Consider the following 25,946-nt stretch of genomic DNA (forward strand, 5'->3'; position numbering starts at 1 on the left):
AGCGCCGCGTTGACGCGACGGTCATGCCGCCGCCGACATGCGCGCCCCTGGGGTCGGGATCACCACGAACGCATCGACGGCGTCGCCCAGCACGGTCGCCTGCCGTTCCAGCGCGCGGGCCGAGGCGGAGGCCTCTTCGACCAGCGCGGCATTCTGCTGGGTGCTCCCATCCATCTGCAGCAGGGTCTGGCTCACCTGCTCGATGCCCACCGTCTGCTGCTGCGACGCCGCTGAAATGCTGGCCATGATCGCGGTGACCCGCTGCACGCTGCCGACGATCTCGCCCATGGTCGCGCCCGCGCTGTCGACCTGCCGGGTCCCAGCGTCGACCTTCTCGACCGACGCGTCGATCAGCTGCTTGATCTGGCGCGCGGCATCGGCGCTGCGCTGTGCGAGCAGGCGCACTTCGCTGGCCACCACGGCGAAGCTGCGCCCCTGTTCGCCCGCCCGCGCGGCTTCCACGGCGGCGTTCAGGGCCAGGATGTTGGTCTGGAACGCGATCCCGTCGATGACCCCGGTGATCTCTCCGATCCGGCGCGAGGACAGCGCGATGTCGGCCATGGTGGTCACCACCTGCGCGACCGATTCGCCGCCGCGGGCCGCGACCTCGGCAGCGCGGATCGCCAGCAGGTTCGCCTGCTGCGCCGAGTCCGCGTTCTGCCGCACGGTGGCGGAGAGTTCTTCCATCGAGGAGGCGGTCTCTTCCAGGTGTGCCGCCTGGCGCTCGGTGCGGTCGGACAGATCATGGTTGCCCGCGACGATCTCACCGGAAGCGGCGTTGATCGCCAGCGAGGCCTGCTGGATGCGCGCGACGATGTCGGTGAGCTGGATGACCGTGGCGTTGGCATCGTCGCGCAACCGCGCGAACACGCCGTGGAAGTCGCCCTGCATGCGCACGCGCAGATCCCCCTGCGCCAGCGCCGAGAGCAGGCCCTGCACGCCGGACAGGTTGCTCTGGAAGGTATCGAGCAGGTGGTTGATGCTCAGCGCCAGGGTCTTCACGAAACCCTGTTTGCCCTCCACTGCGATCCGCCCGTGCAGTTCGCCGCGGGCGGCCGCATCGACCAGCGCGGCCACTTCATTCTCCACCGTGGTTTCCAGCGCGCGGCTGCGCCACTCCACGGCAGCACCGAGCAGGTGGTCGTGCTCCACGATCGGGGTGATCACCAGCTGGTAGCGGATGCCCGCGTGCTCGATCTCCCGGCTGGCACGCTGGCCGCCCTGCAGCGTGGGCAGCAAGCTGGCGAAGGCCGGATGCAGGGCGGCAGCGGGTTGGCCGCTGCAGTCCTCGTGCACCATCTGCAGTTCGGTGAGCAACGCCTGGTTGAGGAAGCCGATCCGCCCTTCGCCATCGAGCACCATCACCCCGGTCTGGGCGCTGTCCAGCGCCTGGCGGGCGCGGGTGTTGTCGCGCGCCACGGCGCGCTCGGCCTCGATCCGCTCGCGCAGGCGCTGCTGCATGTGGCGCAGGCGCGCGGCGAGCTGGCCGATCTCGTCGTGCGGATTGTGGATGGTCAGCACGGTGTCGAGACGATCCTCGGCGATGTCCTCGGCGAAACGCAGCGTATCGGCGATCGGCCGACGGACCGCGCGCAGCACCAGCAGCAGCGTTGCGATCAACACCACCGCCACCAGCAGCAGGGTCAGCGCGAACACGATGCCCATGGTGCTGGCACGTGCGGCCTGCCGCTCGCGCGCCGCCGCCAGGGCCTGCGCCTGTGCCTGCTGCAGCGCCTGCAGACCGGGACCGATCTGGGCGGCGGTCTCGGCCAGTGACTGCGCCTCCACATCCAGCCCGATACGGGCGGCGGTGTAGGCCAGCAGCGCGCCCTGATAGGCATCCATCTGCGTCCGCAACGTGTCCTGCGCTTCTACGCCCAGCCGCGCATCGGCCAAGGACAGATCGAACGGCAGCTTCTGCTCGCTGGCGCGATCGGTATGCGCCGACTCCCCGGTGAGCAGCAGCAGGCTCTCCTCGCGGCGCATCTTCTGCAGCTGTGCGATCAGCACGGGACGCGCGCTTGCCTCCACGCTGGCTTCCAGCGTTGCAGCCGCCGCTTCCAGTTGCGCGCGCAGGCCGGCATCGCCGCGCCCCATTTCGTCCACACGGGTGTTGAGGGCTGCGATGCCTTCCGCGAAATCACCCGCCCGCGCAGCCACCTCACGCAGCGCATCGGCGCTGCCGGCATCATGGGGATCGCGCTGCAGCTGGGCCAGGGTCGCCTGCAGGCGCTGCTGCGCCGCCTGCAACGCCTCGCGGTCGGCGTCATCGAAGGTGGCGGCATAGCGGGTCTGCAGCCGCCGTGCATCGGCGATCTCGGTGGCCAGCGTCGCGGCCAGCGCCGCCTCCTGCTGGTGCGCCGCGAACGCCTCGGCCGCGCGCTCGGTATCATGGCGCGTCCAGCCGTACATCATCGCGACCGCGAACAGGCCCAGGCAGCAGACCAGCAGGCTGGCCGTGAGTTTCCGTGCAACGCTGAGACGGCCGAGGGCGGCAAGCCGGCGCAGGGGGGACAAGCGGATTCGATAGCGGTCACCCAGGCGGGTGACGAACAACGACAGGCGGCGGGGGACGGCCGACATCACGTACTCCAGGCGGAAGGACGCATCGGTATCGGCGGGCGCGCGGTGAACTTTAGCGCCGATTTCGACGCGCGCCCTTGGCCCTCCCCGGAGGCTCCCCGTTGTAAGGGGACCAGGCGACGACGTGATGACGATCAGGCGACAAGCGCGGTACTACGGCTGGCGACCTTGGCGGGGCGCGCGGCGGTCCGCGACGCATGAACGCGCGACAGTGAACGAAGGGACAACACCTTCACGGCGATTGCGTTGAACTAGCACTGGGATCGCGGCCGGGGCCGCTGCAGGACCGGGTGTGCCCTCTACCGCACATCAGGTTGATCACGACGCTTGACGCCATACCGCACGGAGAGAGACCGCCATGAATGCCGCCTTCAAGATCTTTCTGCTCGCCGGCGCACTGCTGTACGGCCTGCCGGGGCTGGTGTGGTGGGTGAACCATCGGCGGGCGAAGCGCGCCCGATTGGCCCAGGGCGTGGTCAGCGTCGAGGCCCGCGCGCCATGAGCGGCGGCACCGGTACGAACGCGGCAACCCACCTGACCGAAGCACAGCGGCAGATCCTCCGCGACATCAACGCCACGCGTCCGGTCAGCGATGAAGCGGCCAACTGGGCCGTCAAGGCCGGCTATGCGGCCCAGGCGGAAGATGGCGACATCGACCTGACCCAGGCCGGCCGCCAGCGGGTGGACTCCAGCACGCTGTAACCGGCCGGGGCCATGGGCACTCTGCCGTGCCCCGTACGTCATCCTTCCGAATGACACTTGAAGGGCCCCCCGCCCCGTGCGAAAAGTGGTGCCCACTCTGGCCCGATGGAAGCAGGCACCCCGATGAGGCACTCCCCCGCTGCGTTCGCCGTCGTGCTCGTGGCTGCCGGCATGCTCGCGCCCGTGTCAGCGCACGCTGGCGAGGAAGCCGTGGACGCAGCCGCCCTCACGCGCACCGTCACCGCGCTGGATGATCAGGTCTTCGACGCTTACAACCGCTGCGACCTGGATGCCTTCGCCGGCTACTTTTCGCCGACCGTCGAGTTCTATCACGACAGCGGCGGGGCCACCTTCGATCGCGACACGGTGGTATCCAACACGCGGAAGTACATTTGCCACAAGGTGCGCCGCGAACGGGTTCCGGGGACGCTCAAGGTGTACCCGATCAAGGATTTCGGCGCGATCGAGGAAGGCGAGCACCGCTTCTGCGAGGTCGCGACCGGCAACTGCGAAGGCAGCGCGAAGTTCGTGATGGTCTGGCAGCACAAGGACGGGCAATGGCAGCTCACGCGGGTGCTGAGCTACGGCCATCGCGCGTTGACCGGGGCTGAGAAGGCGGCGCTGGAGCCGACGGGAACGAGGTAGGGCCTGAGCGGCCAGCAATGCACAGCGCCACTGCGGCAACCGCGAAGCCGCTGGTGAGCCAGAGATTGGCGGTCAGGCCGAGCCGATCCAGCGCCTGACCGCCCAGCCACGCGCCGGATGCGATCCCGACATTGAAGGCACCGACATACAGTGCGGAGGCGACTTCGACCGCCCCCGGCGCGGCCTTCATCATCCACGTCATCAAGCCCACCGACACCCCGCCGTAGGCCAACCCCCACGCCAGCAGCGCCAAGGCACCGCACAGGCGCGATTCGCCGATGGACAGGAACAGCAACGGCACCAGTACCAGACCCGCTGCGATCAACGACACCGTCAGTCGGGTACGTCGTGCCGCCACGATACCGGCCAGGAAATTGCCGGCCATGCCTGCAGCGCCGTAGCCGAACAACAACGGCCCGACCCAGCCCGCGTCGAACCCCGGGACGGACAGCAGCAGCGGCCGAACGAAGGTAAAGGCGATGAAGTGTCCCGCGACCAGCAGGAAGGTCAGCATCAACCCACGCTGCAGCGCGCGGTTGCCCAGTTGATGACCGAACTGGCGCAGGGTAGTCGTGCCGGACGGCGGCAGACCGGGCATGACGGCCAGATGCAGGGCGAGCACGGCGGCACCCAACAGCGCCATGCTGCCGAACGCCCAACGCCACCCGAACAGCTCCCCGATCAGCGCGCCGAGTGGAACGCCCAGCACGGAAGCAGCCGCCACGCCCCCAAAGATGAGCGATGTGGCCAGGCCGACCGATCGGGTCGCCACCAGCCGCACCGCCAGCCCGCCGGCAATCGCCCATATCCCTCCCATGCACAGCCCGACCAGCACGCGGGCCGCCAGCATCCAGCCCAAGGTGGGTGCGAAGGCTGCGCCCAGATTCGCGATCACCAGCAGGCCCAGTAGCGCGCACAGCAGCGCGCGCCGATCCAGTCCGCCCGCGCTGATCACCACCAGCGGGGCGAACAGCGCGGCCAGCAGGGCGGGCAGCGAGATCATCAGGCCCGCGGTGCCGGTGCTCGTGGCCAGCGCTTCGGCGATCGGGGTCAGCAGGCCGACCGGCAGCATCTCCGTGGTGACGACCGAGAAGGTCGCCAGACTGACCGCGGTGACCGCCCACCACGGGTGGCGGGGTGTCGATGGCGCGTGCACCTGCATCAGCAGACCTCCAGGTTGCGTGGATCGCGCGGACGCAACGCGCCGTGCGCGATCGCGGCCGCCAGCAGCACCGCGCCGCCTGCACACAGCGCCACCCGGTACCCAGCACGCGGCCCGTGTGCATCCACCCCGTAGCCGGAGATCGCGGCGCCCAGCGCCACGCCCACGTTCAGCGCCGCCAGCAGCCAGGTCATGCCCTCGGTGAGCTGGCGCGGCGGCACCTGCTGCTCGGTCAACGACATCGCCACGATCATGGTCGGGGCGAAGAACACGCCCGCCACGAAGACCGTCACGGCCAATGCGCCGATGCTTCCCACCAGCAGCAGCGGCAACGTGGTCACCGCAGTCGCGATCCCGCCCAGCAGCAACAGGCGGCGCAGCGGCGTCTGCAGGGTGAGCGCACCGAACAGCACGCCGGACAGGCAGGAGCCGGCGGCATACGCGCACAGCACGATGCTGGCGGCAGCGGGCTGCCCCAGGTGTGCGGCGAAGGCGACGCTGACGATATCGACGGTGCCGACGATCACGCCCATGGCGACCATCAGCACGGCCAGCCACCGCACGCCGGGCAGACGGATGACGGACGCAGCAGGCGCGGCATTCCGTCGTGCCGCCTCGACGGGGGGCTCGGTCCTGCGCTGCGCGATCAGCGCAAACACGCCGATCGGCAGCAGCACGGCCGCGGCAAGCACACCTGCCTGCGGCAGCACCGCGACCGCCAGGCCGACCGACAGCGGCGGCCCGGCGATGAAGGTGACTTCATCGAACACGGTTTCCAGCGCGTACGCCGTCTGCAGCTGCGGTTGCCCGCGGTAGATCGCGGTCCAGCGCGCCCGCACCATCGCCGACATGCTGGGCATGGCACCGGCCAGCACTGCGCCGAAGAACAGCAGTGCGGCCGGTGCCGCCCACCACGATGCGCCGAGCAGGAGCAGCAGGCCGAGCACACTGACGCCGGTAGCCACCGGCAACACCCGGCGCTGCCCGTGCCGGTCCACCAGACGGGAGACCTGCGGTGACAGCAGCGCGTAGGTCAGCACGAACGTGGCCGCCACCGCGCCGGCCAGCGCATAGCTGCCGCGCACCTGGGCGAGCAGCGTGATGATGCCGATGCCGGTCATCGGCAAGGGCAGCCGTGCCAGCAGGCCCGCCAAGGCGAAGCCGGTGCTGCCCGGGGCCGCGAACAGCGCGCGGTAAGGGTGGCTCATGGGGTGGTTCACCCGGTCTCTTCCATTTTACATACACATCGTATGTTTAAAATCCTATATACATACGCTCCGGATGTAAACCAGCGTCCGCCCCCGCATCCAAGGAGAGGCCGATGGCCCGTCGTACCCGCGCCGAGATGGAGCAGACCCGCGCCACCCTGCTGGCGACCGCCCGCGCGGTCTTCAGCGAGCGCGGCTACGCCGATACCTCGATGGACGATCTCACCGCGCAGGCCGGCCTCACCCGTGGCGCGCTCTACCACCACTTCGGTGACAAGCAGGGGCTGCTCGCGGCGGTCGTCGATGAGCTCGACGCAGAGATGGACGCACGCCTGAAGGCGATCTCCGACGCCGCCGTGGACCCGTGGGAGGGATTCCGGCTGCGCTGCATCGGGTACCTGGAGATGGCCCGGGAGCCCACCATCCAGCGCATCGTGCTGCGCGATGCGCGCGCCGTGCTGGGCGGTGCCTCGCCGGAATCGCAGCGCCACTGCATCGATTCCATGCAGCGCCTGCTGGCGCACCTGATCGATCTGGGTGTGGTCGCCGAGGCCCATCCGCAGGCCCTCGCCTCCCTCGTGTACGGCAGCCTCGCCGAGGCGGCGTTCTGGATCGCCGACGGCGACGATGGCGATGCGCGGCTGGCACAGAGCGGGGTTGCGCTGGAGCTGCTGCTGCGCGGGCTGCGCTGCAGCTTGCCGGCGTCCCCCGGCAAGCTGCCCGCCTGACGGCTTCACAGTTCGCCTCGCGCCGATACCCTATGGTGTCCGCCCCGCGCCGCCTGCCGTCCCGAGGCCGGTGCATCCGACCCCCTGCCGACCGCGAGTACAGCTTGAGCTCTTCACCTTCCCCCGGTTCCCACGGCGAGCGTGATGCCGAGCGCGTCAGGATGGCACTGGCCGCCGGGGCGATCGTTGGTACCTGGTTCTGGGATGTGGCCCAGGACAGCCTGACCGTCGACGACGCCCTCGCCCTGGCCCACGGCCTTGACCCGGCCCTGGCCCGCACCGAACTGCGCCTGGAACAGGTCGTGTCCGCCGTCCACCCCGACGACCGCGCCGGCCTGGCCGAGGCGATTGCCGAAGCGGTCCGCCGCGGTGGCCGCTATGCCCACCAGTATCGAACCCGCGGCGCCGACGGCGCCTATCGCTGGATCGAGGCGATCGGCCGGGTGGACCTCGACGCCCACGGGCAGGCCGTCGGCTTCCCCGGGGTACTGATCGATATCGATGAGCGCCGCCGGGTCGAAGCGGAGCGCGACCAGGCCCAGACCCTGCTGCGTTCCTTCGTCGAAGCCGCGCCCGGCGTGGTGTACGCCAAGGACCGGCAGGGCCGGATGCTGATCGGCAACCGCGGCACCACCGAGCTGATCGGCCTGCCGCCGGAGATCTACGTCGGCCGCACCGACGCCGAGCTGCTCGGCGACCCTGCCCAGGCAGCCATCGTGATGGCCACCGACGAGCGCGTCATGGCCAGCGGGCAGACCGAGCAGCTCGAAGAAGAAGTGAGTTTCCCCGATGGCCGGCGTGCGCATTGGCTGTCGACCAAATCGCCCCTGCGCGACGCCGACGGCGTGGTGGTGGGGCTGGTCGGCACGTCACTGGACATCACCGACCGCAAAGCCGCCGAGGCCCGCCATCTGGAAGCAGAGGAACGTTATCGGCTGGCCGCCCAGGCCACCAATGATGCGATCTGGGACTGGCGCATCTCCGATGGCCAAGTGATCTGGAACGAGGCACTGACCACGCTGTTCGGCCATGCGCTGCGCGAGACCAGCGCGCAGTGGTGGCTGGATCACATCCATCCGGACGACCGGGCGCGCGTGGACCGGGACATCCATGCCGTGATCGAGGGCGGCGGAACCGCGTGGAACAGCGAGTACCGGTTCCGTCGCGCCGACGGCAGCTTCGCCTCCGTGCTCGACCGCGGGACCGTGCTGCGGGGCGGCGTGGGCGAGCCGCTGCGGATGATCGGCGCGATGCTGGACCTGACCGTCCGCCAGGCGGCCGAAGCCGCGCTGGCCCAGAGCGAAGAGCGCCTGCGCTTTGCGACCGAGGCCGGTGACATGGGCTTCTGGGATGTCGACCTCGTGCGCGATGCGCTGATCTGGCCGCCGCGGACAAAGGCGATGTTCGGCATCTCGCCCGAGGTGGCGGTGTCGATGCGCGACTTCCATGACGGGCTGCATCCCGACGACCGCGCCGCCACTGTCGCCGCGTTTGCGGCGGCCGCCGACCCGGCGCGGCGCGCGCTCTACGACGTGGAATACCGCACCGTCGGCAAGGAAGACGGCGTGGTGCGCTGGGTCGCGGCGAAGGGACGCGGGCATTTCGAGGGCGACCGCTGCGTGCGGGTCGTGGGCGTGGCGATCGAGATCACCGCACGCAAACTGGCCGATGCCCGGCTGCAGGAATTGAACGAGCACCTGGAGAGCCGGGTGCTGGAAGAAGTGGCACAGCGCACGCGCGTGGAAGATGCCCTGCGCCAGAGCCAGAAGATGGAGGCGGTGGGCCAGCTGACCGGCGGCATCGCGCACGACTTCAACAACATGCTTGCCACCGTGATCGGCCCACTGGACCTGCTGGCGATGCGGATGGGCGACAGCGATCCGCGCGCCAAGCGCTACATCGACATGGCCATCGATGGCGCGACCCGCGCCGCGCAGCTCACCCAGCGCCTGCTTGCGTTCTCCCGGCAGCAGCCGTTGCAGCCGGTGCCGTTGGATGTGAACCGGTTGGTGGCCGGGATGTCGGACCTGCTCGTGCATTCGCTGGGCAGCAGCATCCGCCTGGAAACCGTGCTGGCCGCGCAGGTGTGGTGCACCTTCGCCGATGCCAACCAACTGGAGAACGTGATCCTCAACCTGGCGGTCAACGCGCGCGACGCGCTGCCCGGTGGCGGGCGCCTGGTGGTGGAGACCGCCAACTGCACGATCGCCGCCGATGACGATGCGGCAGCGGCGGAGGTCCCCGTGGGCGAGTATGTCCGGATCACCGTGGCGGACAACGGCAGCGGCATGCCGCCCGAGGTCATCGCCAAGGCCTTCGATCCGTTCTTCACCACCAAGAAGGTGGGGCAAGGCACCGGCTTGGGCCTGTCCCAGGTGTACGGCTTCGTCAAACAATCGGCCGGCCACGTGAACATCGATTCGACCCCGGGACAGGGAACCACGGTGACCCTGTATCTTCCGCGCCGCAGGGTGGATGTCGCGCCATCGCCCCCTGCCGGAAGAGAGGACAACCGCGCGCTGAGCGGGGGCCGGGAACTCGTCCTGGTCGTCGAAGACGAACCCGGCGTACGGCAGTTTTCCATCGAAGCGCTGACCGAACTGGGCTACCCGGTGCTCGCGGCCGAGGGAGCCGCCACGGCGCTGACCCTGCTCGACCGCCATCCCGACATCGCGCTGCTGTTCACCGATGTGGTGATGCCGGAGGTCAACGGGCGGCAGCTGGCCGATGAGGCGCTCAGGCGGCGGCCGACGCTGAAAGTGCTGTTCACCACCGGCTACAGCCGCAATGCGCTGGAGAACGATGGCGTGCTCGAGCCCGATGTCCACCTGATCGGCAAGCCGTTCACGCTGGAGGAACTGGCGTTGCGGGTGCGGGCGGTGCTCGCCGAGGTGCGCTGAGCGCGATACGTTGCAGCCGATGCGCAGGCATTCACGGCGTGCCTGCGCGCCGCACGCGATGATGGGTGCTCAGCAGCCGGGTGCCGCATGCCTTCTGGCAGCGCCGGTACCGGAGCGCTCGACAGACTGCGGAAGCGTGATGATCCAGAACCTCGTCCACTATGCGCCCTTGATCACGGCGGCCATGACCTGCGTGACCGCGTTGATCTGGATCGTGTATCTCAGCGTCTTCCTGCAGAGCTACCGACGCCAGCAGCGGCCGTCGATATTGATCACCTCCGGCGCGGGGAAGGACCTGGATGCCCACTGCTTCGTGACCAACCTGGGCCTGGAGCCGGTCTACCTGCTGGATGTGGTGATCGACCTGATCGACCCCGACGGCAACGTGGTGCGCGCCGTCATCCCGGAGCGGAACGAGCGATGGAGCGAGGGGCCAGAGGAAGACGACGATGCGCGTCGCGCGACCAATGTCGGCACCTTGAGCAGCGGAGGAGAGCGCGACCTGGGACGGTTCCGGACCCTGATCGAACGCGCGTGCACGGAAAACCCCGCCATCCGCAGCGGAACCGCCTTCAACGGACTGGAGGTGACGGTTGTCGCGGTCACCGCGAGCCAGGCCGAGCTCTGCGGCGCCTCACGCTGCTACCAGATCGACCACCCGGCCGAGGGCAAGCCGCTTCTTCGCGCCCAATCCATCAAGGCGCGCCAGCTGCAGGGGTACTTCGCCCGCAAGAACCTGACGCGGTTGCTGACCGCCCAACTGCGCATCAGCGATCCAGCCTGACCGGCCGCCGTGGGGACGTGTGCGACACAGCATAGTTAGTGGGAGACCGGCCACCATAGATGGTGGCCAGTCTTTACCTAGGAGCACCGCAAGGATCTCGAAGGCGTCGGGCGCCAAGTCAAAGTGACGTCCCCAATCGAATCGATCAAACCGGAGCGTGGATAGAACTGAATAGACCAGGGCTCTGTAGGCAGTCATCTGGTGCGCCTCCCTGAATCTGGCGAGCGACATCGATTACGGCAAACACCTCTACCTCAGTGTTTTGTTCGAGCACGATGGGCGGAAATTCTGAGTTGGTGGAATGCAGCTCCAGTTGGTGCTCGAACATCTGGAGCGCCTTGCACGTAGGCTGAGTGCCGTCCCAGATGGCAATTACCAAGTCGCCGGGTAGCGGTTGGACGGATCGGTCAACCACAAGAAGGTCGCCGTCGCTGATGCCGACGCCCAGCATGGACCAACCGCCTGCGCGGTACAGGAAGGTTGCCGCCGGACCAAGAGACGGTGCAGATCGACTGCTTCGTCCATGAAGTCGTCAGCGGGGGGAGGGGAAGCCCAAGCGTTGCGCCGGCCAAGGGAACGAAATGCGCTGGCCCCTCAATGGCGGCGGCGCCGATTAAGGTGGCGATCGTGTGGGGATTAGTGAAAGGCTTGCATGGCGGGGACTCTGGCTGGGCGTAGTCTCCCGGCGAGAGATAGATAGTGTTAGCACAATTACTAACTGGCCGGACGAAAGGTTCCCGCCGACGCGTGTTCCGTTGCTGGCCGATCGTGTACATGGCGGCAGTGCTCCACGGTGCCAACGAAGTGGCGGCACAGGCGTTACGCAGCCGTTGCGCATGCGCAACACATTGTTCTATCCATGACCTGCATGCCAGCCGCTCGGGAGGCGGACAATAGCAAGGCACCACCGACCGGAGCCTGGAAACAGGAGTGGTGCATCGAGGGATCTTTAGATCCATCCCCAGCCTGGTGCGGGATAGGCAGGTATAACTGCCGAAGAGCTTACCGATATTGAAATACCGAGGGCGCCCTACCGGGGCGCCCTTTTTTTATCTCCCTACCAACTTGCGCTTGAACAGGGTGCGCACCTTGTAGAGCGCTCCGTGGGTAGGCACGGTTTGAAGGCCCCGATCGAGCGGGTAGGACGAGATCACTCGGACCTTGATTTCCGAATCTGCATCCACCGATTTTTGGATGGCCGTGAAGACCGCCGCTCCGTCCAGCTCGGTGGTGAACCACTGCTCGCCGTTGCGGCTGAAGTGCTGCCGAACGTGGCCCTCCAGGAACTGCTGTTGCATGAAGGGCGCCACCTCGAAGCTCAAGGCGTGTCGCCGGCGGCAGATATACCGCCGCTCGTGCCTTACGGGGTAGAAGTGCGGCCCGTTCTCCTTCTCATCGGTAAAAGTGTGCGGGCCGAACGTATAGCGCACCGTTACAGGCGTGCCGTCTAGGTCGATCACGCATTCCACGTCGTTGAGATGGGTCAAGCCGTAGCACGTTCCGTTGTGCCAGAAATCTCTCCAAGCCAATTCAAACTCCTTGCCCGCTCGCTACGGCGGCCTGTCCCTCTGATTCCCAACACTGATGGTGTAGAGACTGTCAGCGGACGATCACGGTCCGCGTTGGGTTCATTATCCAGCCCCCTCCCCACAATGCGCCTACCCGCTGATGTTGTGCTACAGGATCGAGTCCATCAGTTCTCTTGCACCAGCCACCTGTTCATCAGTGAGCGCGTGCCTGGAGCCGGCCGGAACGTCTCCGCGTTGAGTGCAAGCTGGCCAGGCTCCTCCGCCAACGCATCCAAGGTTTCTGTGCGGCTCAGCATAGTTAGTGAGAGACCGGACCGGTCGCCATAGATGGTGGTCGGTCTTTACCTAGGAGCACCACGAGGGTCGAGAAGGCGGCGTGCGCCTAAGTCAGAGCACCTGTGAGCATCCCAATCGAATCGAATAAACCGGATCGTGGATTAGAACCAACCACCCGCAATCCTTCCGATTTGCCAAGACATTTGATTCTTTTTTTTCTTTAATATCAGCCGCTTGCGAACACAAAGCGCGCGCCTTACTGTAGGCCTACCTGACCCAAGCCCTACGCCTCCCATGGCCGCTATTTCGGCGCTACGACAAGACCTTCTCACACGCTACGGCGCTCTTCTTACCTCAGAAGAAGTCGCGCGCGTGCTCAGGTTTAAGAGCAAAGATGCGCTGATGAAGGCACGCAGAAGGGATGCGCTACCAATAGCGCTCTTCAGCATTCCGGGTCGAAAGGGTCTCTTCGCCACCTCGGCTGACGTTGCGTCATGGGTGGAGAGTCTTGGCGCCAGTCATCCCGCGGCAGAGGAGACAGCGACCGAGGAGACCAAGCAATGACATAGCCATTGAAAAATCATTGGCTAAAAAAGGAAATGCCCCGGCAGGAACCGAGGCATCTCTGGGAACAGCACTTCTAGCGAAGCTGGTCCAACTTTAGCCCCCAACGCATCAGGCCGCAAGTCTCGTCCCCCACGGGCCTGTATCACCGTGCCTGATCCCAAGAACCCTTACAGCTAGCTGCTGTGGGCCGGGGTGCTATGAAGTTCACTGAAGAAGACCGAAAGGCTTACGCAGCTACTCATCAGCTGACATTTGCCGCAGCCGACTATGTCGAGAGGGCGAGCATCGGAGTGAGCCGGAACATCGGTACCGCCCCGAATCGACCATCTATGCTCGTGGAGTTCCCGTCGTTCAAGATGGGCTGCACGATAAATCTGGAGAGTCGGCATGAACACTGTTACGCCGTAGAGCTAGAGCGCGACCGAGACGTCCTAGCCTATTACGAGCAGCCTCCAACGGTGGAGTGCGTGCGTGATACCCCGAAGGGGAAACGCCCGTATCCCTACACGCCTGACTTCATTGTGCTGGGGAAGACAGGGCTATTCGTCGCACAGGTCAAGGACACCTCCGAGCTCGAAGATTTGGTGGAGACCCGCCTTTCCTGGAAGAAATGTGACAACAACTATGTTGACCTGGCAGCTCGAGACCTCTTCGCGTCGTTCGGTATCCGCCATGTCGTCATCCCGTCCAGCAGCCTTTGCAAGCAAGTTACCCAGAACCTTCTAACGCTCCGTCGGGTCGAGTTGGCCGCTGCAGATCCGGCGGTAGAGCGGGCTGCCCTGTCGCATGTTCTTCAGAGAAGAGTCGTGACGATGTCCGAGGTGATGCAGAAGATTCACACTCAAGATTGCACATCACTGTTACATCTTGTTGCGTCTGGAAGAATCTTTGCTGATCTTTCCAATCATTCGCTAAGCAGTCCCTCCACTTGTCTGCTCGCAGCGTCACCAGAGCTTCTGACTACTGAGCTAGTCGAGGAGATCGAGCGCTCAAGGCACATAGTTCCTTCCAGCGAAGGCACGGCGAGCAGAGACCTCGTACCGAGCAGCTCGCACCTGTTGAGGGGACTCGCAAACCTGAACTTCCTTCAAGGCGAGATCCGCACAAGAAGTGAGAAGGAGCACGCAAGACGGCTCCGACTCCGCCGTGCAGATGGTGAATCACAGGGAAAATCTGCAATCGCGGCGTTGACACCTCGTTACGCATCAAGCGGAAACAGGACGCTCAAGCGGCCAGCGTCGGTCCTGCAGTTTGCTCGCGAGGAACTCAAGCGTTGCCTTGAAAGTGATAGCAACCCTGGTCCACTTTCGGTGTACCGCCGCTACCAGGTTCACGCGGAACTTCACCATCCGGGTTACCGTCCTGTCGGAAAGACGACGGCTCGGAAGATCATTGCCGAGCTTGAACAGGAAACGGCTGAATCCAGAGGCGGCAAACGCCTAGTGAATTCAACGTCATCGCCGTCCTCGGTAGAAGTGAGAGCACTGAAAGCCATGCGTCCCTTCGAGCTCGCTCAATGTGACCACTATCTAGCAGACATCGAAGTGGTGGTCGGGAGGGCCAACGGCAAGAACTACACCGCGCGTCCCTGGATCACGGTCCTCATCGACTGCTACACCCAATGTGTCCTCGCATTCGTGATGTCACTACGCGCTCCCAATAAAGGCACCAGCTCACAAGTGCTGCGCGACTGTGCACGCAGGCACGAGCGGCTTCCCGAAACGATCATCAGTGACAACGGATCAGACTTCACATCTGTTCATTACTCGACAATGGCGGCGCAACTGAACATGTCCATCATGTTTCGCCCACCGGGAAACGGAAGGTTCGGATGTGAGGTTGAGCGGCTGTTCGGCAAAGCAAAAACGTTCTGGCTCGACTGCCTTCCAGGAAGCATCAAGACGATTCCCTTCTCTCGCTCCATATCCTCAGGCCGGCAACCATCGGCAAGGGCAGAGCTTAGTTTGGTAGACCTTTGGTACGAGATGGAAGCATTCAGTGAGTGGATCGGGAGGCGTCCGTCAGGCGGAAGCAGCGAATGCCCTGATGCAAAGATGCTAAGTGGGCTACGAAAGTTTCCGTTTAGTGGGATACGAGCTCAGGCCGATCTCAGTTTCTTGGTCACAACTGCAATGACTCAGAAGCCCTTGAAGGTCTCGGGGAACACGGGAATCCATGCTGGCGACTTTCACATGTGGCACGACGACCTCGCAGCTTTCGCGGGGAGACGCGTCCCGACGCGGATCGACGGCCAGGATCCGCGAATCCTCTATGCACTGCTCAATGATCAGTGGGTTGTTTGCAAAGCATACGCTGCGCTTCAAGCAGGGCAGCAGTCACACGCCGAAGCGATGGCGTATGCGGTGTGGGCGAGAGATGGCTCATCATTGAGAGATTTGATGAAGGCTGACTCCGATAGGCAGCTCATTGCCGAGATGGAAAGACGCGAGAGGTCTCGTAAGTCACCCCATGCGCCAGAGCCCAACGGAGCTCAACTGATAACGGAACATCCGACCAGCTGTCCCCTGCCCCTTGGAAGCTTCAAGGCGATTAGCACTGAACCAATGTCCGTCGAGGATTGGTAGTGGCTGAGCAAGAGAAATCTCTGGCCGAGCAGATTGACCTCGTCGTCGCCAAGCGCCTTGGCCACAGAATCTATGACGAGACACGACGCTATCTGGAAGCAGCTCGGACCGCAGTCTTGACGGAGGAGGTAGTGATTCTGGTCGGACCGCCCAGGGTTGGCAAGTCTAGTGTTAGCCGACAAGTCTTTGGAGCCCACTCCAAGCAGGCCCCTGATGAGCAGGATCATATGCACTCTGTTTACGTCCCGGCTGGAAACGACTCAACAGCCGGGGCCTTCTCAACGAAGGCTTTCCTAAGCGCGTGCTTGAACTCGATCCGCCATCCGCTGTTGAGCACCGACGTCGCTGCACGTGAGGGGCGACTCGGCGACTCTTTTCTTAGCCGAACCACAGAGGGCGCGATGCGTTCGGCTTTCGAGAGATGCCTCGTGGCAAGGCGTACGCAGTTCTTGGTCATAGACGAAGCCCACCATGTGTTGAACGCAAAAGGTGGGGAGAGGTCCGCCGGTGCAATCTTGGATTCATTCAAGGTGCTGGCTGCCAGGACAGGAGTTCGCCTTGTTCTAGTCGGGTCTTACGATCTTCTGACCGCGGTCAACCTGGCTCCTCATCTGATCGGCCGATCTCAAACCATCGAATTCCCCCGCTACAGGGAGTCAGAGAGGGACATGGTCGAATGGACAAGGATAGTGCGCCACTACTCGAGCCTCATCCATGAAGACGAGTATGCAATGGACGAGTACATCGGGGCACTTCATGACGGCTCATGGGGCTGCATAGGTGCGCTTTCACGATGGATCCGGAATGCCTTAGCTTCCTGCCGATCTGAAGGCCGCTCGATACCCGGACAGGGTGATTGGACTCGGACTAGGCAGCTTAGCTCAGCGCTTGCCTCGGTTAGCGCTGAGATCCGGCGTGGAGAACTCCACTTTTCAGAAAAAAAGGACGTCGCCATGCCCGAAGCAGGGCCGACGTTGGCATTGCGAGCGAGCAAGAAACCAGCTCCATTCAAGAGGAAAACACGCCGCAATGAAATCTGATGACGAGACTACTCCACGCCTGCTCCCCTTGGAAATCATCGGAAAAAACACTGGCGATGTCGAGGCACTGCACTCATACGTGCTCCGGCTTGCACGTCTACACAGTGTGACTCCTGCCTACCTTTTCGAGGTGATTGCAAGAAGGGCAGGCCGGCACTCGGAGCATCGTCCTGGAGACAGGATAACGGCAGTGGTAGGCCCCCAGCTGGACAGACCGCGCCCGGTCGAACACTCGGTTGTTCCGCTTCTCACAACAATGGCATCGGAGTGCGAAGTTGCTCTGAAGAACTCAACCTTCATGTTCCTATCCAAAGCGCTAAGTCGTACCGTGACTTGCTATTCCCGGTTCAGCAAATGGTGTCCCGGGTGCGTCGCGGATCAGTCTTTAGAGGGCATTCCGACTCACCACAAGCTTGTGTGGTCCTTCTCAGCCGTCAAGGCCTGCCACGTCCACCGGATGGGACTCACCAATCGGTGCCTAGAGTGCGGCGCAAGGCCGATTGGGGGCCCAGCCTATGCTGATTCTTGTCGAGCCTGCGGGACGCGCTTTGATCAGGTTCATCCTTCTGCGCGCGTAGCAGTTTCCCACGAGGAGTACGCGCTAGATCTAGTCGAACTAGTCGACAGCTCCATGTTCCGAACTGGTGACTACCAAGTGGGAGCGATCAAGAGCTTCATCCATCGACTCGTCTGCTACGTCTGGCTTGAAAAAAGAGAGCGCTACCGGTTCGAAGGGCTGCCACGTCATGAGTTCATGACATACCTACGTCGAGAGCACCCGCCGACCCTTTCCATGGTCAGACGAACGTCAGCTCGCCTCGGACTTCCGATCGATAGCCTCCTGCATCCATGGGGGCCTTACACCAGAGACTTCTTTCTCCCCGAGCATGCTCTTCCTTCCCTCTGATTCAACCCCATGCTCAACCCGGGTGAGTGACCCAGGGGTTTTGTAGGCAGTCATCTTCGCGTGCTCGCAGCAGTTTGCCGGAACTCACGCGGCAGATAGCGCCCTGGCAATGCAGCCATGCAGCCATGCAGCCCGCAAGTTGTAGCCACACCAGCCGCATCGTTGCGTGTTTGAGACTTCCAACGGTAGACTTTCAACTAATGAAATACGTGATTTTCGCGCCAATAGCTTCCCTTAGAGCAAAATCAATGATGGCCTGATTCCCATATCGCGCCACGTTTTCCACTACCCATTCAGGCGACTTGATGATGAACAACCTGACGCTCCTTCAACAGATGAGCATCGTTGCCGGGGTGATCGTGCTCTTAATTGTCTTGCTTACGGCGGCAGCGGTTTGGCTTGCTCATCGCCAGAACAACAGGGACTGATGCCTTTTCCGAACATGAACCCGGTCAAGAACGGCTAAAAGGCCGTCCGCTGAAGGTTGCGGAAGCGGCCCAACTACGTCTTAACCAGAAGTAGGCATTCGGTACCTTGAGCTATGCTTGGTGACGAACACAATTCCCCCGGTAGTCCGCCGGGAACTGGCTGCCCGTGTAGAGCACCATCGCATTGGGTGGCATGGGCGGTGTAGCCCAGCGTCATGCTCGCTTATCTTAGCCCTCTGCGCCTTCGCAATCTTGCCCAGGGGGGGTACCAGGACGTAGCTGAGTTCTTCCGGTTGGACAACACCGTGCAGAGTCGATGCCCTGTCCATTCTTCTTGTCGTCAGCCATGGCGATCTCATCACTCTTCGTTGAAGCATCTGGGCGGCCGGCGTCACTGGTACCGGGTCACTGCATCGCTAAGTCCGCGGCCGAGGTAAACACGGACGGCCGAACGGTGTCGGGGACATAGGCCATCTCGCCTGCTGCTGCGATGACTTCCAACAGGCGGGGCGCAACAGGGCCAACAGCCTTCCGCACGCCGATGAAGTGGACCCACGAGCCCTCCACCTCCACCTTTGCTCCAGCGAGCTCTGGGCACTGACCCACCAATTCTCGGAGGTTCTGGATCCAAGCCTCGCAGGGGAGCGCGTCCAGCTGGACCACGGTGGTGCCATCGCCCACGTAAAGGTCCGCCATCTCCATCCGAGTTACACGCGGCGTTGCTGCCGTAAATTGTGGATAAGCGCTCATACGTTTCTCCTGACAAGGTTGAAGACGAATATCCGCTCCACGGACCGCACGGGGTGTCAGCGTGGCGTCAAGGGTCCGTCAAACCGAGGGAATCTCGAGCCCGTCAAGCGAACGGGTAAGTCACCCGTGCCGAAAACACATCGTCGTGCGAGCGGCTTTTCTAGAATTTCCGGACCAACCGATGCTTGACCTGTCAGGAGGAATCGCTATGAGCTATAGACGCAGCCGGCCCTTCAAAATCGAAAGTTCGACCTCACCATGGACGTGACGGTCTGGCATGTCCTGTACGTGCTCTGGTTGGCCGCGGGCGCCATGGACTTCTGGCTGCACAGCGCCAGCAGTATCGAATCCACCTCGGGCATTCCAGAGTCAAGGCTGCACTTGGCTCAGATTGCGATCCTCGGGTTGGCGACGGTTCTTTGGCTGGGATTCCGAGCCTCGCATGGGCTTTTCGCCATCCTCTTGGCACTGGTTTGCCTGCACGCAATAACAGGCTACTGGGACACGCGGGTGGCCTATTCCAAGCGCGCGATTCGCCCGTTGGAGCAGCACGTCCACAGTGTTCTGGACTTAGCGCCGTGGGTCGCGACAGGTGCCGTTTACTGGTCACTGCCTAGCGCCCATGTCGGACCAGTCTTGGCATTTGACCCTGCCCCAGCCGGCATATGGGCCTTTGCACTTGTGCCCGCAATCCTTCTGGTGGTCTTGCCGGCTCTGGGTGAACTCCGTCGATGCTTTAGCTATCGACGGACAAGATAAGCCGGGCGCCCCGACGCCCTGTCGGAGAGTGGAAGCCCCTCCGACGGGGCGTCGGCGATGATGAGCGGGACTTTACTTCTTCGCCTCAACACCGGGGGCAGCATCGCGCACCAGGAATTCCTCGGTAACTTCCGGCAAATGCGTTCCAAGCCAGTCGGCCATCGCCTCTTCCTGGACCAAAATTTCCTCACACACGCGTGCCGTTTCCGGGTCACCGGCGGTCTTGGCTGCCGCGATCAACGCGGTATAGGAGGCAATTTCAAAATGCTCGAACACGTAGCCGGCCATCGCGCCTTTCACGATTTCGTCGGATGCGGTCATCCCACTCAGCGCCTGGCCGAATGCGGCCATTTTTCCCATCACGTCTTTGATGGTGGATGGAGAGCCGCCGAGGCGCTTGATGCAGCCCTCGAGCAGCTCTCGTTGTCCGATCGTCTCTTGGATGTGCTCTTCGATCCGCGCCTTCAGCACGGGATAGTGCTCAATACGGGACGCCTGCCCCTTCAACATCGTCTCCGCCTGCTGCTCCATTGCATGGGCGTCGCGCAGCCAGTCAAGCAGGTTCTCTTTGGGTTCGGCCATGGAAATCTCCTGGTTGGACAAGGGAGAACGCACCCTATCCAGCGAGGCATCGCCGGGAGGCGATGGTTGGGTGAAGACCAGGCGAAGTCATAAGACCCGGTCAGGCCGATAGCTCCCCTTGAAGCTCAGTGATCGCGCGATGGATGTCTTTCAGACGGAACGGCTTCTCCATTACGGGGGCGCGCTTAAAGCGCTCAGGCAAAGTGGTTTTACCAAACCCCGTTGTAAAGACAAACGGAATTCCGCGCTCCATCAGAACGTCTGCAACGGGGAAGGACTCTTGCCCATGCAAATTGACATCCAGCATTGCCACATCGAACGCGACGCTTTTCGCACGCTCTAGAGCGTCTGGCAAATACTCCGCCTTCTCAACGACTGCGTAACCAAGGGTCTTGATCGATTCCTCGAGCACATACATCAAGCTCGGCTCATCCTCGACCAAGAACACACTCACTGCTCCAATTCCGTCTGCCATACGGCCACCCTCCCGCGCTTCGCGTTTATCAGTGCAAGAACAGTGTGAGGGCGGCGTGGCATCATTGTGTAAAGCCCACATCAAAGCGAGCACAGGAACACACATTTTTACGGTTTCTTTACAGACCATTCCTTAGGGTTATGCGATCCGGGGAGGATAGACGTGACACAGCTGGAACACCCCAAAGACGCGTTAAATGACGAGTCCCGACAGTTCGCCCTCTTGGTCAACTCCGTCACCGACTATGCAATTTACATGCTTGACGAGCATGGCGTAATTCGAACTTGGAACCCTGGCGGGCAGCGGATCAAGGGCTACACCGCCCAGGATGTCATTGGAACAAATTTCTCCCGGTTCTACCTCCCCGAGGATGCCGCTGCGGGCGTGCCTCAGCGCAACCTGCGGACAGCAGCCGCGGAGGGACGGTGTATCGAGGAGGGGTGGCGGGTCCGGCAAGACGGTTCACGCTTCTTGGCAAGCGTAGTGATCGATCCCATCTGGGTCGACGGCGCGTTGGTGGGATACGCCAAAGTGACCAGAGACATCACTGAGCGTCATGACGCTCAAGAGCGGCTAGAAAAGGTCCAGCACAGCCTGCTGCAAGCACAGAAAATGGAAGCCATCGGCAAGCTGACCCTTGGATTGGCCCATGACTTCAATAACCTCCTGACCATCATTGTCAACTGCCTTGACCTCATCAGCTTGAGGGTTAAGGACGGCCCTGCGTCGAAGCTGATAGAGACGGCCCTACGGGCGGCGGAGCGTGGGGCGCTGCTCTCGCGACAACTACTGACGTTTGGCCGAGGCCAGAAGCTGTCTCCCGAACCCTTGAATGTCGCCGCCGCGCTGCGAGAATCCCATGAACTCTTGCAGCGTTCGGCGGGAGACGGGGTCGAGGTGACCTTCGACCTCGACCAGCATCTCCCCTTGGTATTCGTCGACAAGGCACAGCTTGAGGCAGCGGTCCTAAACCTCGTGTGCAACAGCCGCGATGCGATGCCCGACGGCGGCACTATCACCATCTCAGCCAGCGCCAAGGAGACCCTCGATCCTGCCTCAGAGGGTCACGCCCCTGCGCCTCACGTCTGCGTGACCGTTGCGGATGATGGTGAGGGCATTCCAATCGCCCAGCAGGCACGCGTGTTCGAACCATTTTTCACCACAAAGCCCGTGGGACGGGGCAGCGGTCTAGGGCTTAGCCAGGTGTTTGGTTTCACGAAACAATCAGGCGGCTTTCCCCAACTGAGCAGCGTTCCGGGAAAAGGGACCCGCATTGTGCTTTGCTTTCCTATCCACGAGCCTTGATATGCCCATTAATTTGCTGTTCGTTGAAGACGAAGCCGATTTGCGCTCGGTGGTGACCCAAGCGTTGTCCGATCAGGGTTTCGCGGTCACCCCCGCATCCGATGGAATAGAAGCGATCGCCCAGTTGAGGGGTGAAACGCAATACGCCGTGGTGGTTACGGATGTCAGCATGCCGGGTGGTGTTTCAGGCCTTGAGGTGGCGGCTGCGGTCGCCGAAACGCAGCCCGGCGCCCGTGTGTTGGTGGTGTCCGGGCTCCAGCGCTCCCAGCTCCCCCCCATTCCTGCGTCCGTGCGTTTTCTGCCGAAGCCTTACCGCTTCAAACAGCTCATCACTGCGATCCACGAACAATTGAATTGAGCCACGAATCCATCGCCTATCGGCGCGTGCATGTCAACGCAGAGCCAAAAGCCCTTGGCTCGACGTTGACACGTCGAAGAGGACGATTCGATTCTCTCCGCAACTTCATTAGTTCATGACCCGTCCGGCTGAATCTGAATCAGGCAGTGTCATTTTGGTAGTCGAGGACGAGATCGAGCTCTCCAGGCTTTTTGTCGAGGCTTTAGGCGATGCGGGATTTCGGGTCGTGCCTGCGTATTCTGTTGCCGATGCGCTAAGCTCCCTTGCCAGCCACACCGTTGATGCGGCCATTTTGGACGTTGAGCTGCGAGACGGGCCGGTGTTCCCTGTTGCAGATCAAATGGCGGCTCGTGGAATCCCGTTCTTATTCGCTTCCGCTGTCTACTTTCAAGCGGTTCCGAAGCGGCATCAGGGCGCGCCATTTGTCACCAAACCGTTCAGTGTCAAAGAGCTTCTGCACCTGGTGAGTAGGCTCAGGCCCTAGTGCAGCTATGGCGATTCAGGGCGCACATGAGCATCCCTGCTCCCACGTGCAACTTGGGGCTATTCGTAGATGCTCCAACTTTGCCCTCGTCCCGCTTTTCCACCTTGTGGACGAATGCCCCTCGCCCAAGATGGTCACGCGAGACCATGCACCCCCGGACTGCCGGGAGCTTGGAAAGCACCGGACATTGCCCCCGCATACGGAGACCGGGCAGCGGAGCCATCCACCTGGGGTCTGGACTTCCTCTGGCCTCAGCGTCATCGCACCAGTTCCCGCGATGGTAACAACGCCCCACCCGCTTCGAGCACTTCGCGTTCCAAGGCACGCAGGAAGCCACTGAACCCGTGAGGTGCCCTGGCTGACCGGCGGGCACTCGTGGTGACGACTGGTCGAGCTCGCCAAGCGATGCTGGCCCCCGAGCGCTGAAGCGCCTGAGCCAGCGCCACATCCTCCCCCGTGAACAGCGGTGAGAAGCCGCCCACCTCCCGATAGGCCGCAGCACTGACACCCATGTTGGCACCGTGGATATGGCGATGGCCTTCGCGCGCATGCTCGCGCCTAGCGAATGCTTGGCGCACGGCAGCCGGGTAATCAAGCCAGTCACGCACCTCCACTACGCCGCAAAACGCATCGGCCCCACAGCTTGCTTGTTTCCAGAGCCAGTCAAACGGGACGTGCGTATCGGCGTCAGTGCTGGCTATCCAGCGCGCACCCAAGCCAAGGGCATGGCTGGCAGCCGCCGCACGTGCCACGCCCACGCACCGTGCCTCAATCGAGATGGCCACGGCACCGTGGTGCAAACATACGTCTGGCGTTTTATCGGTGCAGGCATCGAGCGCCACGACTGCCACTACGGGCTCGCCTCGAAGTCCAGGATGCCTGGCGGCCACGGTGATTGATTCCAGGCAGCGGCCAATGTCTGCTGCCTCATTGTGGGCCGGAACTATCACTGCGATCACCGCAGGCCCTCCCTGGTCGGTCCATGCATCGTAAGGTCCTCCGCCCGTTGCGACGAACAGATACCCGCGTCAACGTAGCCAGACGGTGACCGCGGCGTCGTGAAAATGTGGAGTCCGCCCAAACGCCGTTCTCATGGCGGCGGGAGCAGCATAGAGGTTGACACCAACACGGAGCGACCCATGAGCAAACTGCCCCTTAATCCCGGCGCCGACGTGGATGACCAGGATAAAGCGCACACCCCGGACAAGCTCCGGAACGATGACGCCACGTGGAAAGACAAGGACATGCCTGAGGCGGAGCACACCGCCAAACCGGAAGATTACGAGCGTCCGGCAAAGCCCTGAGGGCCGGCTCCGGCGATTCCACCCTATTCAGGAGAGCCAGATGGCCTTGATCCATTCGATTTTGATGGGAGCCGTCGCAGGAATGCGCGCGATGACCCCCTTGGCCGCGGTGACCAACGCCGCGCGGAGCGGCAACTTGCCGGCCGATAACGGTGCCCCTCGCCTTCTGGCCAACAAGCTCGCTTCCGCAGGGATGCTCGCGTTGGCAGGCGGTGAGCTCGTTGGTGACAAGATGAAAACGGCCCCCGACCGCATCGTTCCGGCAGGCATGGTTGCGCGCGTCGCTACCGGGATGATTGCAGGCGCAGCGCTCGCTCCCCATCGGCAGCGAAAGCTGGGCGCGCTTCTGGGTGCAGGCGCCGCCGTTGGTATGGCCTACGTGACCTTCAACCTGCGCATGCGGGCGATCGCCCGCTACGGTCAAAGCAGCACCGGCGCCGTGGAAGACGCCATTGCCGTCGGCAGTGCTGCCCTCATCACACAATGGGCTGCCGGGGGCGCCAAGCCAAGGGGACGTCGCGGATGAACCTCAATGAGCCGACGTCCCTCGGTCGGCGGTGCTGGGCTATCGCCGAGGGCTACATCCCTGCGTGGAGCAACGGGCCGGAACCAGAGCTGCAAAGCCACGAGACCTGCTGCATCCTCAACACCGGTTCCACCGATGCGGCGATCACCCTGACGCTGTATTTCGAGGATCGCGACCCGCAGGGCCCTTACCGCTTCACCGTCCCCGCCCGGCGCACGTGTCACAAGCGCTTCAACGATCTCGAGGTGCCTGCCCCGGTGCCCCGTGGCGTGGGTTTTTCGTGCGTCATCGAATCCGATGTTCCGGTCGTCGTCCAGCACACCCGGCTTGATTCACGCCAAGCCGAGAACAGCATCATGACGACCATCGCCTACCCGCTCTGACCCTCCGGTCGATCCGACCCCTGCACATCGCATCGACACCACTGGGCCGCGACGTTTACCAAGGCGTCCGCACACTGACCTTCCTCAACCCAATAGAGGCTCAGCAAATGCCCGTGCCCAACTATCCCCGGCCGCCGTTCAAGGCGCAGCAGCAGTCGTTTCCCGGCAAGACCGACAAGCTCGATCCTCGGCCAGACCACGGTGAGGAAAGCTACGTTGGTCACGGCATGCTGAAAGGCAAGAAAGCGCTGATTACCGGCGGCGACAGCGGTATTGGTGCGGCAGTAGCCATTGCCTACGCCCGGGAAGGCGCCGATGTGGCGATCGCGTTCCTTGAGGGCGAGGAGAAGGATGCCGCCAGCATTGGGGTCCTCATAGAAGAGGCGGGCCAGAAGGCCGTCCTGTGCCCCTGCGACATCAGCGACGACGCCCAGGCTGAAGCGCTCATCGAGCAGGTCACTCGCGAACTTGGGGGCCTGGACATTCTGGTCAACAACGCCGCGTATCAGCGCTACTACGAATCCTTTGATGACATCACGTTGGACGACTGGCGAAAGACGTTCGATACCAATGTGCATGCCGTCTTCAACCTGACCCGTTTGTGCGTGCCGCACCTGCAGGACGGCGGCTCGGTCATCAATACCGCCTCCGTGAACTCCAAGAAGCCCACGCCCAACATCCTGCCTTACTCGGCCACCAAGGGCGCGGTGGCCAACCTCACCATCGGCCTGGCCGGTCTTCTCGCCGAGAAGGGCATCCGTGTCAACGCAGTATTGCCCGGCCCGATCTGGACGCCTTTCATTCCCGCCGGCATGGCCGCAGAGGAAGTTGAGCAGTTCGGCAGCCAGACCCCGTTCGGTCGTCCCGGCCAGCCGGCCGAGCTCGCCTCGGCCTACGTGATGCTCGCTGCCGACAGCGCGAGCTACACCTCCGGCGCACTGCTTACCGTCTCCGGCGGCGCGGTCACCCTGTAAGG

Annotated in this window: 24 protein-coding genes; 15 read left to right on the forward strand and 9 right to left on the reverse strand. The window is 63.3% G+C overall.

The features are described from left to right. Nucleotides 1–21: 21 nt before the first annotated feature. The gene (locus ABE424_RS09845) at nt 22–2,583 is read right to left on the reverse strand and encodes a methyl-accepting chemotaxis protein (protein ID WP_346490697.1); all 2,562 of its coding nucleotides are present in this window, start codon (nt 2,581–2,583) and stop codon (nt 22–24) included. 358 nt (nt 2,584–2,941) lie between these two features. Between ABE424_RS09845 and ABE424_RS09850 the strand changes: the two genes are divergently transcribed. The 3 genes from ABE424_RS09850 to ABE424_RS09860 all read left to right on the forward strand — a co-directional run bounded on the left by ABE424_RS09850 (nt 2,942) and on the right by ABE424_RS09860 (nt 3,930). Beyond that, nucleotides 2,942–3,085, forward strand: coding sequence for a hypothetical protein (locus tag ABE424_RS09850; RefSeq protein ID WP_179459899.1), 144 nt, complete (start codon nt 2,942–2,944; stop codon nt 3,083–3,085). Next, nucleotides 3,082–3,285 carry a hypothetical protein gene (locus ABE424_RS09855; RefSeq protein ID WP_346490696.1) on the forward strand — a complete coding sequence of 68 codons (204 nt, stop codon included), beginning with the start codon at nt 3,082–3,084 and terminating at the stop codon, nt 3,283–3,285. The genes ABE424_RS09850 and ABE424_RS09855 overlap by 4 nt, the downstream gene beginning before the upstream one ends. A gap of 123 nt (nt 3,286–3,408) precedes the next feature. After that, entirely contained in the window at nt 3,409–3,930 is a 522-nt protein-coding gene (locus tag ABE424_RS09860; RefSeq protein ID WP_346490695.1) for a nuclear transport factor 2 family protein, read from the forward strand. On the opposite strand, the gene ABE424_RS09865 is transcribed toward ABE424_RS09860, so the two are convergent. Next, nucleotides 3,851–5,092: an MFS transporter gene (locus tag ABE424_RS09865; RefSeq protein ID WP_346490694.1), complete on the reverse strand. Its 1,242-nt coding sequence runs from the start codon at nt 5,090–5,092 to the stop codon at nt 3,851–3,853. The genes ABE424_RS09860 and ABE424_RS09865 overlap by 80 nt on opposite strands. Beyond that, nucleotides 5,092–6,300: an MFS transporter gene (locus ABE424_RS09870; protein WP_346490693.1), complete on the reverse strand. Its 1,209-nt coding sequence runs from the start codon at nt 6,298–6,300 to the stop codon at nt 5,092–5,094. The genes ABE424_RS09865 and ABE424_RS09870 overlap by 1 nt, the downstream gene beginning before the upstream one ends. Nucleotides 6,301–6,413: 113 nt before the next feature. On the opposite strand from ABE424_RS09870, the gene ABE424_RS09875 reads away from it, so the two are divergent. From ABE424_RS09875 to ABE424_RS09885, 3 genes are all read left to right on the forward strand, one after another. Then, nucleotides 6,414–7,028, forward strand: a complete 615-nt coding sequence (locus ABE424_RS09875; RefSeq protein WP_346490692.1) for a TetR family transcriptional regulator — start codon at nt 6,414–6,416, stop codon at nt 7,026–7,028. Nucleotides 7,029–7,132: 104 nt separating this feature from the next. Beyond that, a complete protein-coding gene (locus ABE424_RS09880; protein WP_346490691.1) occupies nt 7,133–9,928 on the forward strand; it encodes a PAS domain-containing protein in 2,796 nt (931 codons plus the stop codon). A 139-nt stretch (nt 9,929–10,067) separates the two neighbouring features. Continuing rightward, nucleotides 10,068–10,712, forward strand: a complete 645-nt coding sequence (locus ABE424_RS09885) for a hypothetical protein (RefSeq protein ID WP_176988016.1) — start codon at nt 10,068–10,070, stop codon at nt 10,710–10,712. 145 nt (nt 10,713–10,857) lie between these two features. On the opposite strand, the gene ABE424_RS09890 is transcribed toward ABE424_RS09885, so the two are convergent. Together ABE424_RS09890 and ABE424_RS09895 are read right to left on the reverse strand one after the other, a co-directional pair. After that, nucleotides 10,858–11,163, reverse strand: coding sequence for a S24 family peptidase (locus ABE424_RS09890; RefSeq protein WP_346490690.1), 306 nt, complete (start codon nt 11,161–11,163; stop codon nt 10,858–10,860). Between the two features lie 598 nt (nt 11,164–11,761). After that, entirely contained in the window at nt 11,762–12,199 is a 438-nt protein-coding gene (locus ABE424_RS09895; protein WP_346490689.1) for a hypothetical protein, read from the reverse strand. 1,352 nt (nt 12,200–13,551) lie between these two features. On the opposite strand from ABE424_RS09895, the gene ABE424_RS09900 reads away from it, so the two are divergent. Together ABE424_RS09900 and ABE424_RS09905 are read left to right on the forward strand one after the other, a co-directional pair. Then, nucleotides 13,552–15,669: a DDE-type integrase/transposase/recombinase gene (locus tag ABE424_RS09900; protein WP_346490688.1), complete on the forward strand. Its 2,118-nt coding sequence runs from the start codon at nt 13,552–13,554 to the stop codon at nt 15,667–15,669. Beyond that, nucleotides 15,669–16,709, forward strand: coding sequence for an ATP-binding protein (locus ABE424_RS09905; RefSeq protein WP_346490687.1), 1,041 nt, complete (start codon nt 15,669–15,671; stop codon nt 16,707–16,709). Before ABE424_RS09900 ends, ABE424_RS09905 begins: the two co-directional genes overlap by 1 nt. A 1,740-nt stretch (nt 16,710–18,449) precedes the next feature. Here the strand turns inward: ABE424_RS09905 and ABE424_RS09910 are convergent. From ABE424_RS09910 to ABE424_RS09920, 3 genes are all read right to left on the reverse strand, one after another. Beyond that, nucleotides 18,450–18,794 (reverse strand): hypothetical protein, encoded by a 345-nt coding sequence (locus tag ABE424_RS09910; protein ID WP_346490686.1) that lies wholly within the window; start codon nt 18,792–18,794, stop codon nt 18,450–18,452. A gap of 831 nt (nt 18,795–19,625) precedes the next feature. Next, the gene (locus tag ABE424_RS09915) at nt 19,626–20,135 is read right to left on the reverse strand and encodes a ferritin-like domain-containing protein (RefSeq protein ID WP_346490685.1); all 510 of its coding nucleotides are present in this window, start codon (nt 20,133–20,135) and stop codon (nt 19,626–19,628) included. 100 nt (nt 20,136–20,235) lie between these two features. Further along, a complete protein-coding gene (locus ABE424_RS09920; RefSeq protein ID WP_019184262.1) occupies nt 20,236–20,589 on the reverse strand; it encodes a response regulator in 354 nt (117 codons plus the stop codon). Between the two features lie 183 nt (nt 20,590–20,772). Here ABE424_RS09920 and ABE424_RS09925 point away from each other — a divergent pair, with 183 nt between their 5' ends. The 3 genes from ABE424_RS09925 to ABE424_RS09935 all read left to right on the forward strand — a co-directional run bounded on the left by ABE424_RS09925 (nt 20,773) and on the right by ABE424_RS09935 (nt 22,757). Beyond that, on the forward strand, nt 20,773–21,915 hold the full coding sequence (locus tag ABE424_RS09925; protein WP_346490684.1) for an ATP-binding protein: 1,143 nt from the start codon (nt 20,773–20,775) through the stop codon (nt 21,913–21,915). A gap of 1 nt (nt 21,916) precedes the next feature. Continuing rightward, nucleotides 21,917–22,273 carry a response regulator gene (locus tag ABE424_RS09930; RefSeq protein WP_282261692.1) on the forward strand — a complete coding sequence of 119 codons (357 nt, stop codon included), beginning with the start codon at nt 21,917–21,919 and terminating at the stop codon, nt 22,271–22,273. A gap of 115 nt (nt 22,274–22,388) precedes the next feature. Next, the gene (locus ABE424_RS09935) at nt 22,389–22,757 is read left to right on the forward strand and encodes a response regulator (protein ID WP_282261695.1); all 369 of its coding nucleotides are present in this window, start codon (nt 22,389–22,391) and stop codon (nt 22,755–22,757) included. 257 nt (nt 22,758–23,014) lie between these two features. Here the strand turns inward: ABE424_RS09935 and ABE424_RS09940 are convergent, their stop codons facing one another. Continuing rightward, nucleotides 23,015–23,716: a glycosyltransferase gene (locus ABE424_RS09940; protein WP_282261697.1), complete on the reverse strand. Its 702-nt coding sequence runs from the start codon at nt 23,714–23,716 to the stop codon at nt 23,015–23,017. Between the two features lie 180 nt (nt 23,717–23,896). Here ABE424_RS09940 and ABE424_RS09945 point away from each other — a divergent pair, with 180 nt between their 5' ends. From ABE424_RS09945 to ABE424_RS09960, 4 genes are all read left to right on the forward strand, one after another. After that, the gene (locus tag ABE424_RS09945) at nt 23,897–24,061 is read left to right on the forward strand and encodes a hypothetical protein (protein ID WP_282261698.1); all 165 of its coding nucleotides are present in this window, start codon (nt 23,897–23,899) and stop codon (nt 24,059–24,061) included. Nucleotides 24,062–24,101: 40 nt separating this feature from the next. Then, nucleotides 24,102–24,587, forward strand: a complete 486-nt coding sequence (locus ABE424_RS09950) for a DUF4126 domain-containing protein (protein ID WP_282261699.1) — start codon at nt 24,102–24,104, stop codon at nt 24,585–24,587. After that, nucleotides 24,584–24,970, forward strand: coding sequence for a sensory rhodopsin transducer (locus ABE424_RS09955; RefSeq protein WP_282261700.1), 387 nt, complete (start codon nt 24,584–24,586; stop codon nt 24,968–24,970). Before ABE424_RS09950 ends, ABE424_RS09955 begins: the two co-directional genes overlap by 4 nt. Nucleotides 24,971–25,077: 107 nt before the next feature. Continuing rightward, complete coding sequence (locus tag ABE424_RS09960; RefSeq protein WP_282261701.1) at nt 25,078–25,944, forward strand: SDR family oxidoreductase; 867 nt, start codon at nt 25,078–25,080, stop codon at nt 25,942–25,944. Nucleotides 25,945–25,946: the final 2 nt, after the last annotated feature.

The sequence above is a fragment of the Stenotrophomonas sp. TWI1149 genome (assembly GCF_039673155.1).
GTDB lineage: Bacteria > Pseudomonadota > Gammaproteobacteria > Xanthomonadales > Xanthomonadaceae > Stenotrophomonas > Stenotrophomonas maltophilia_AA.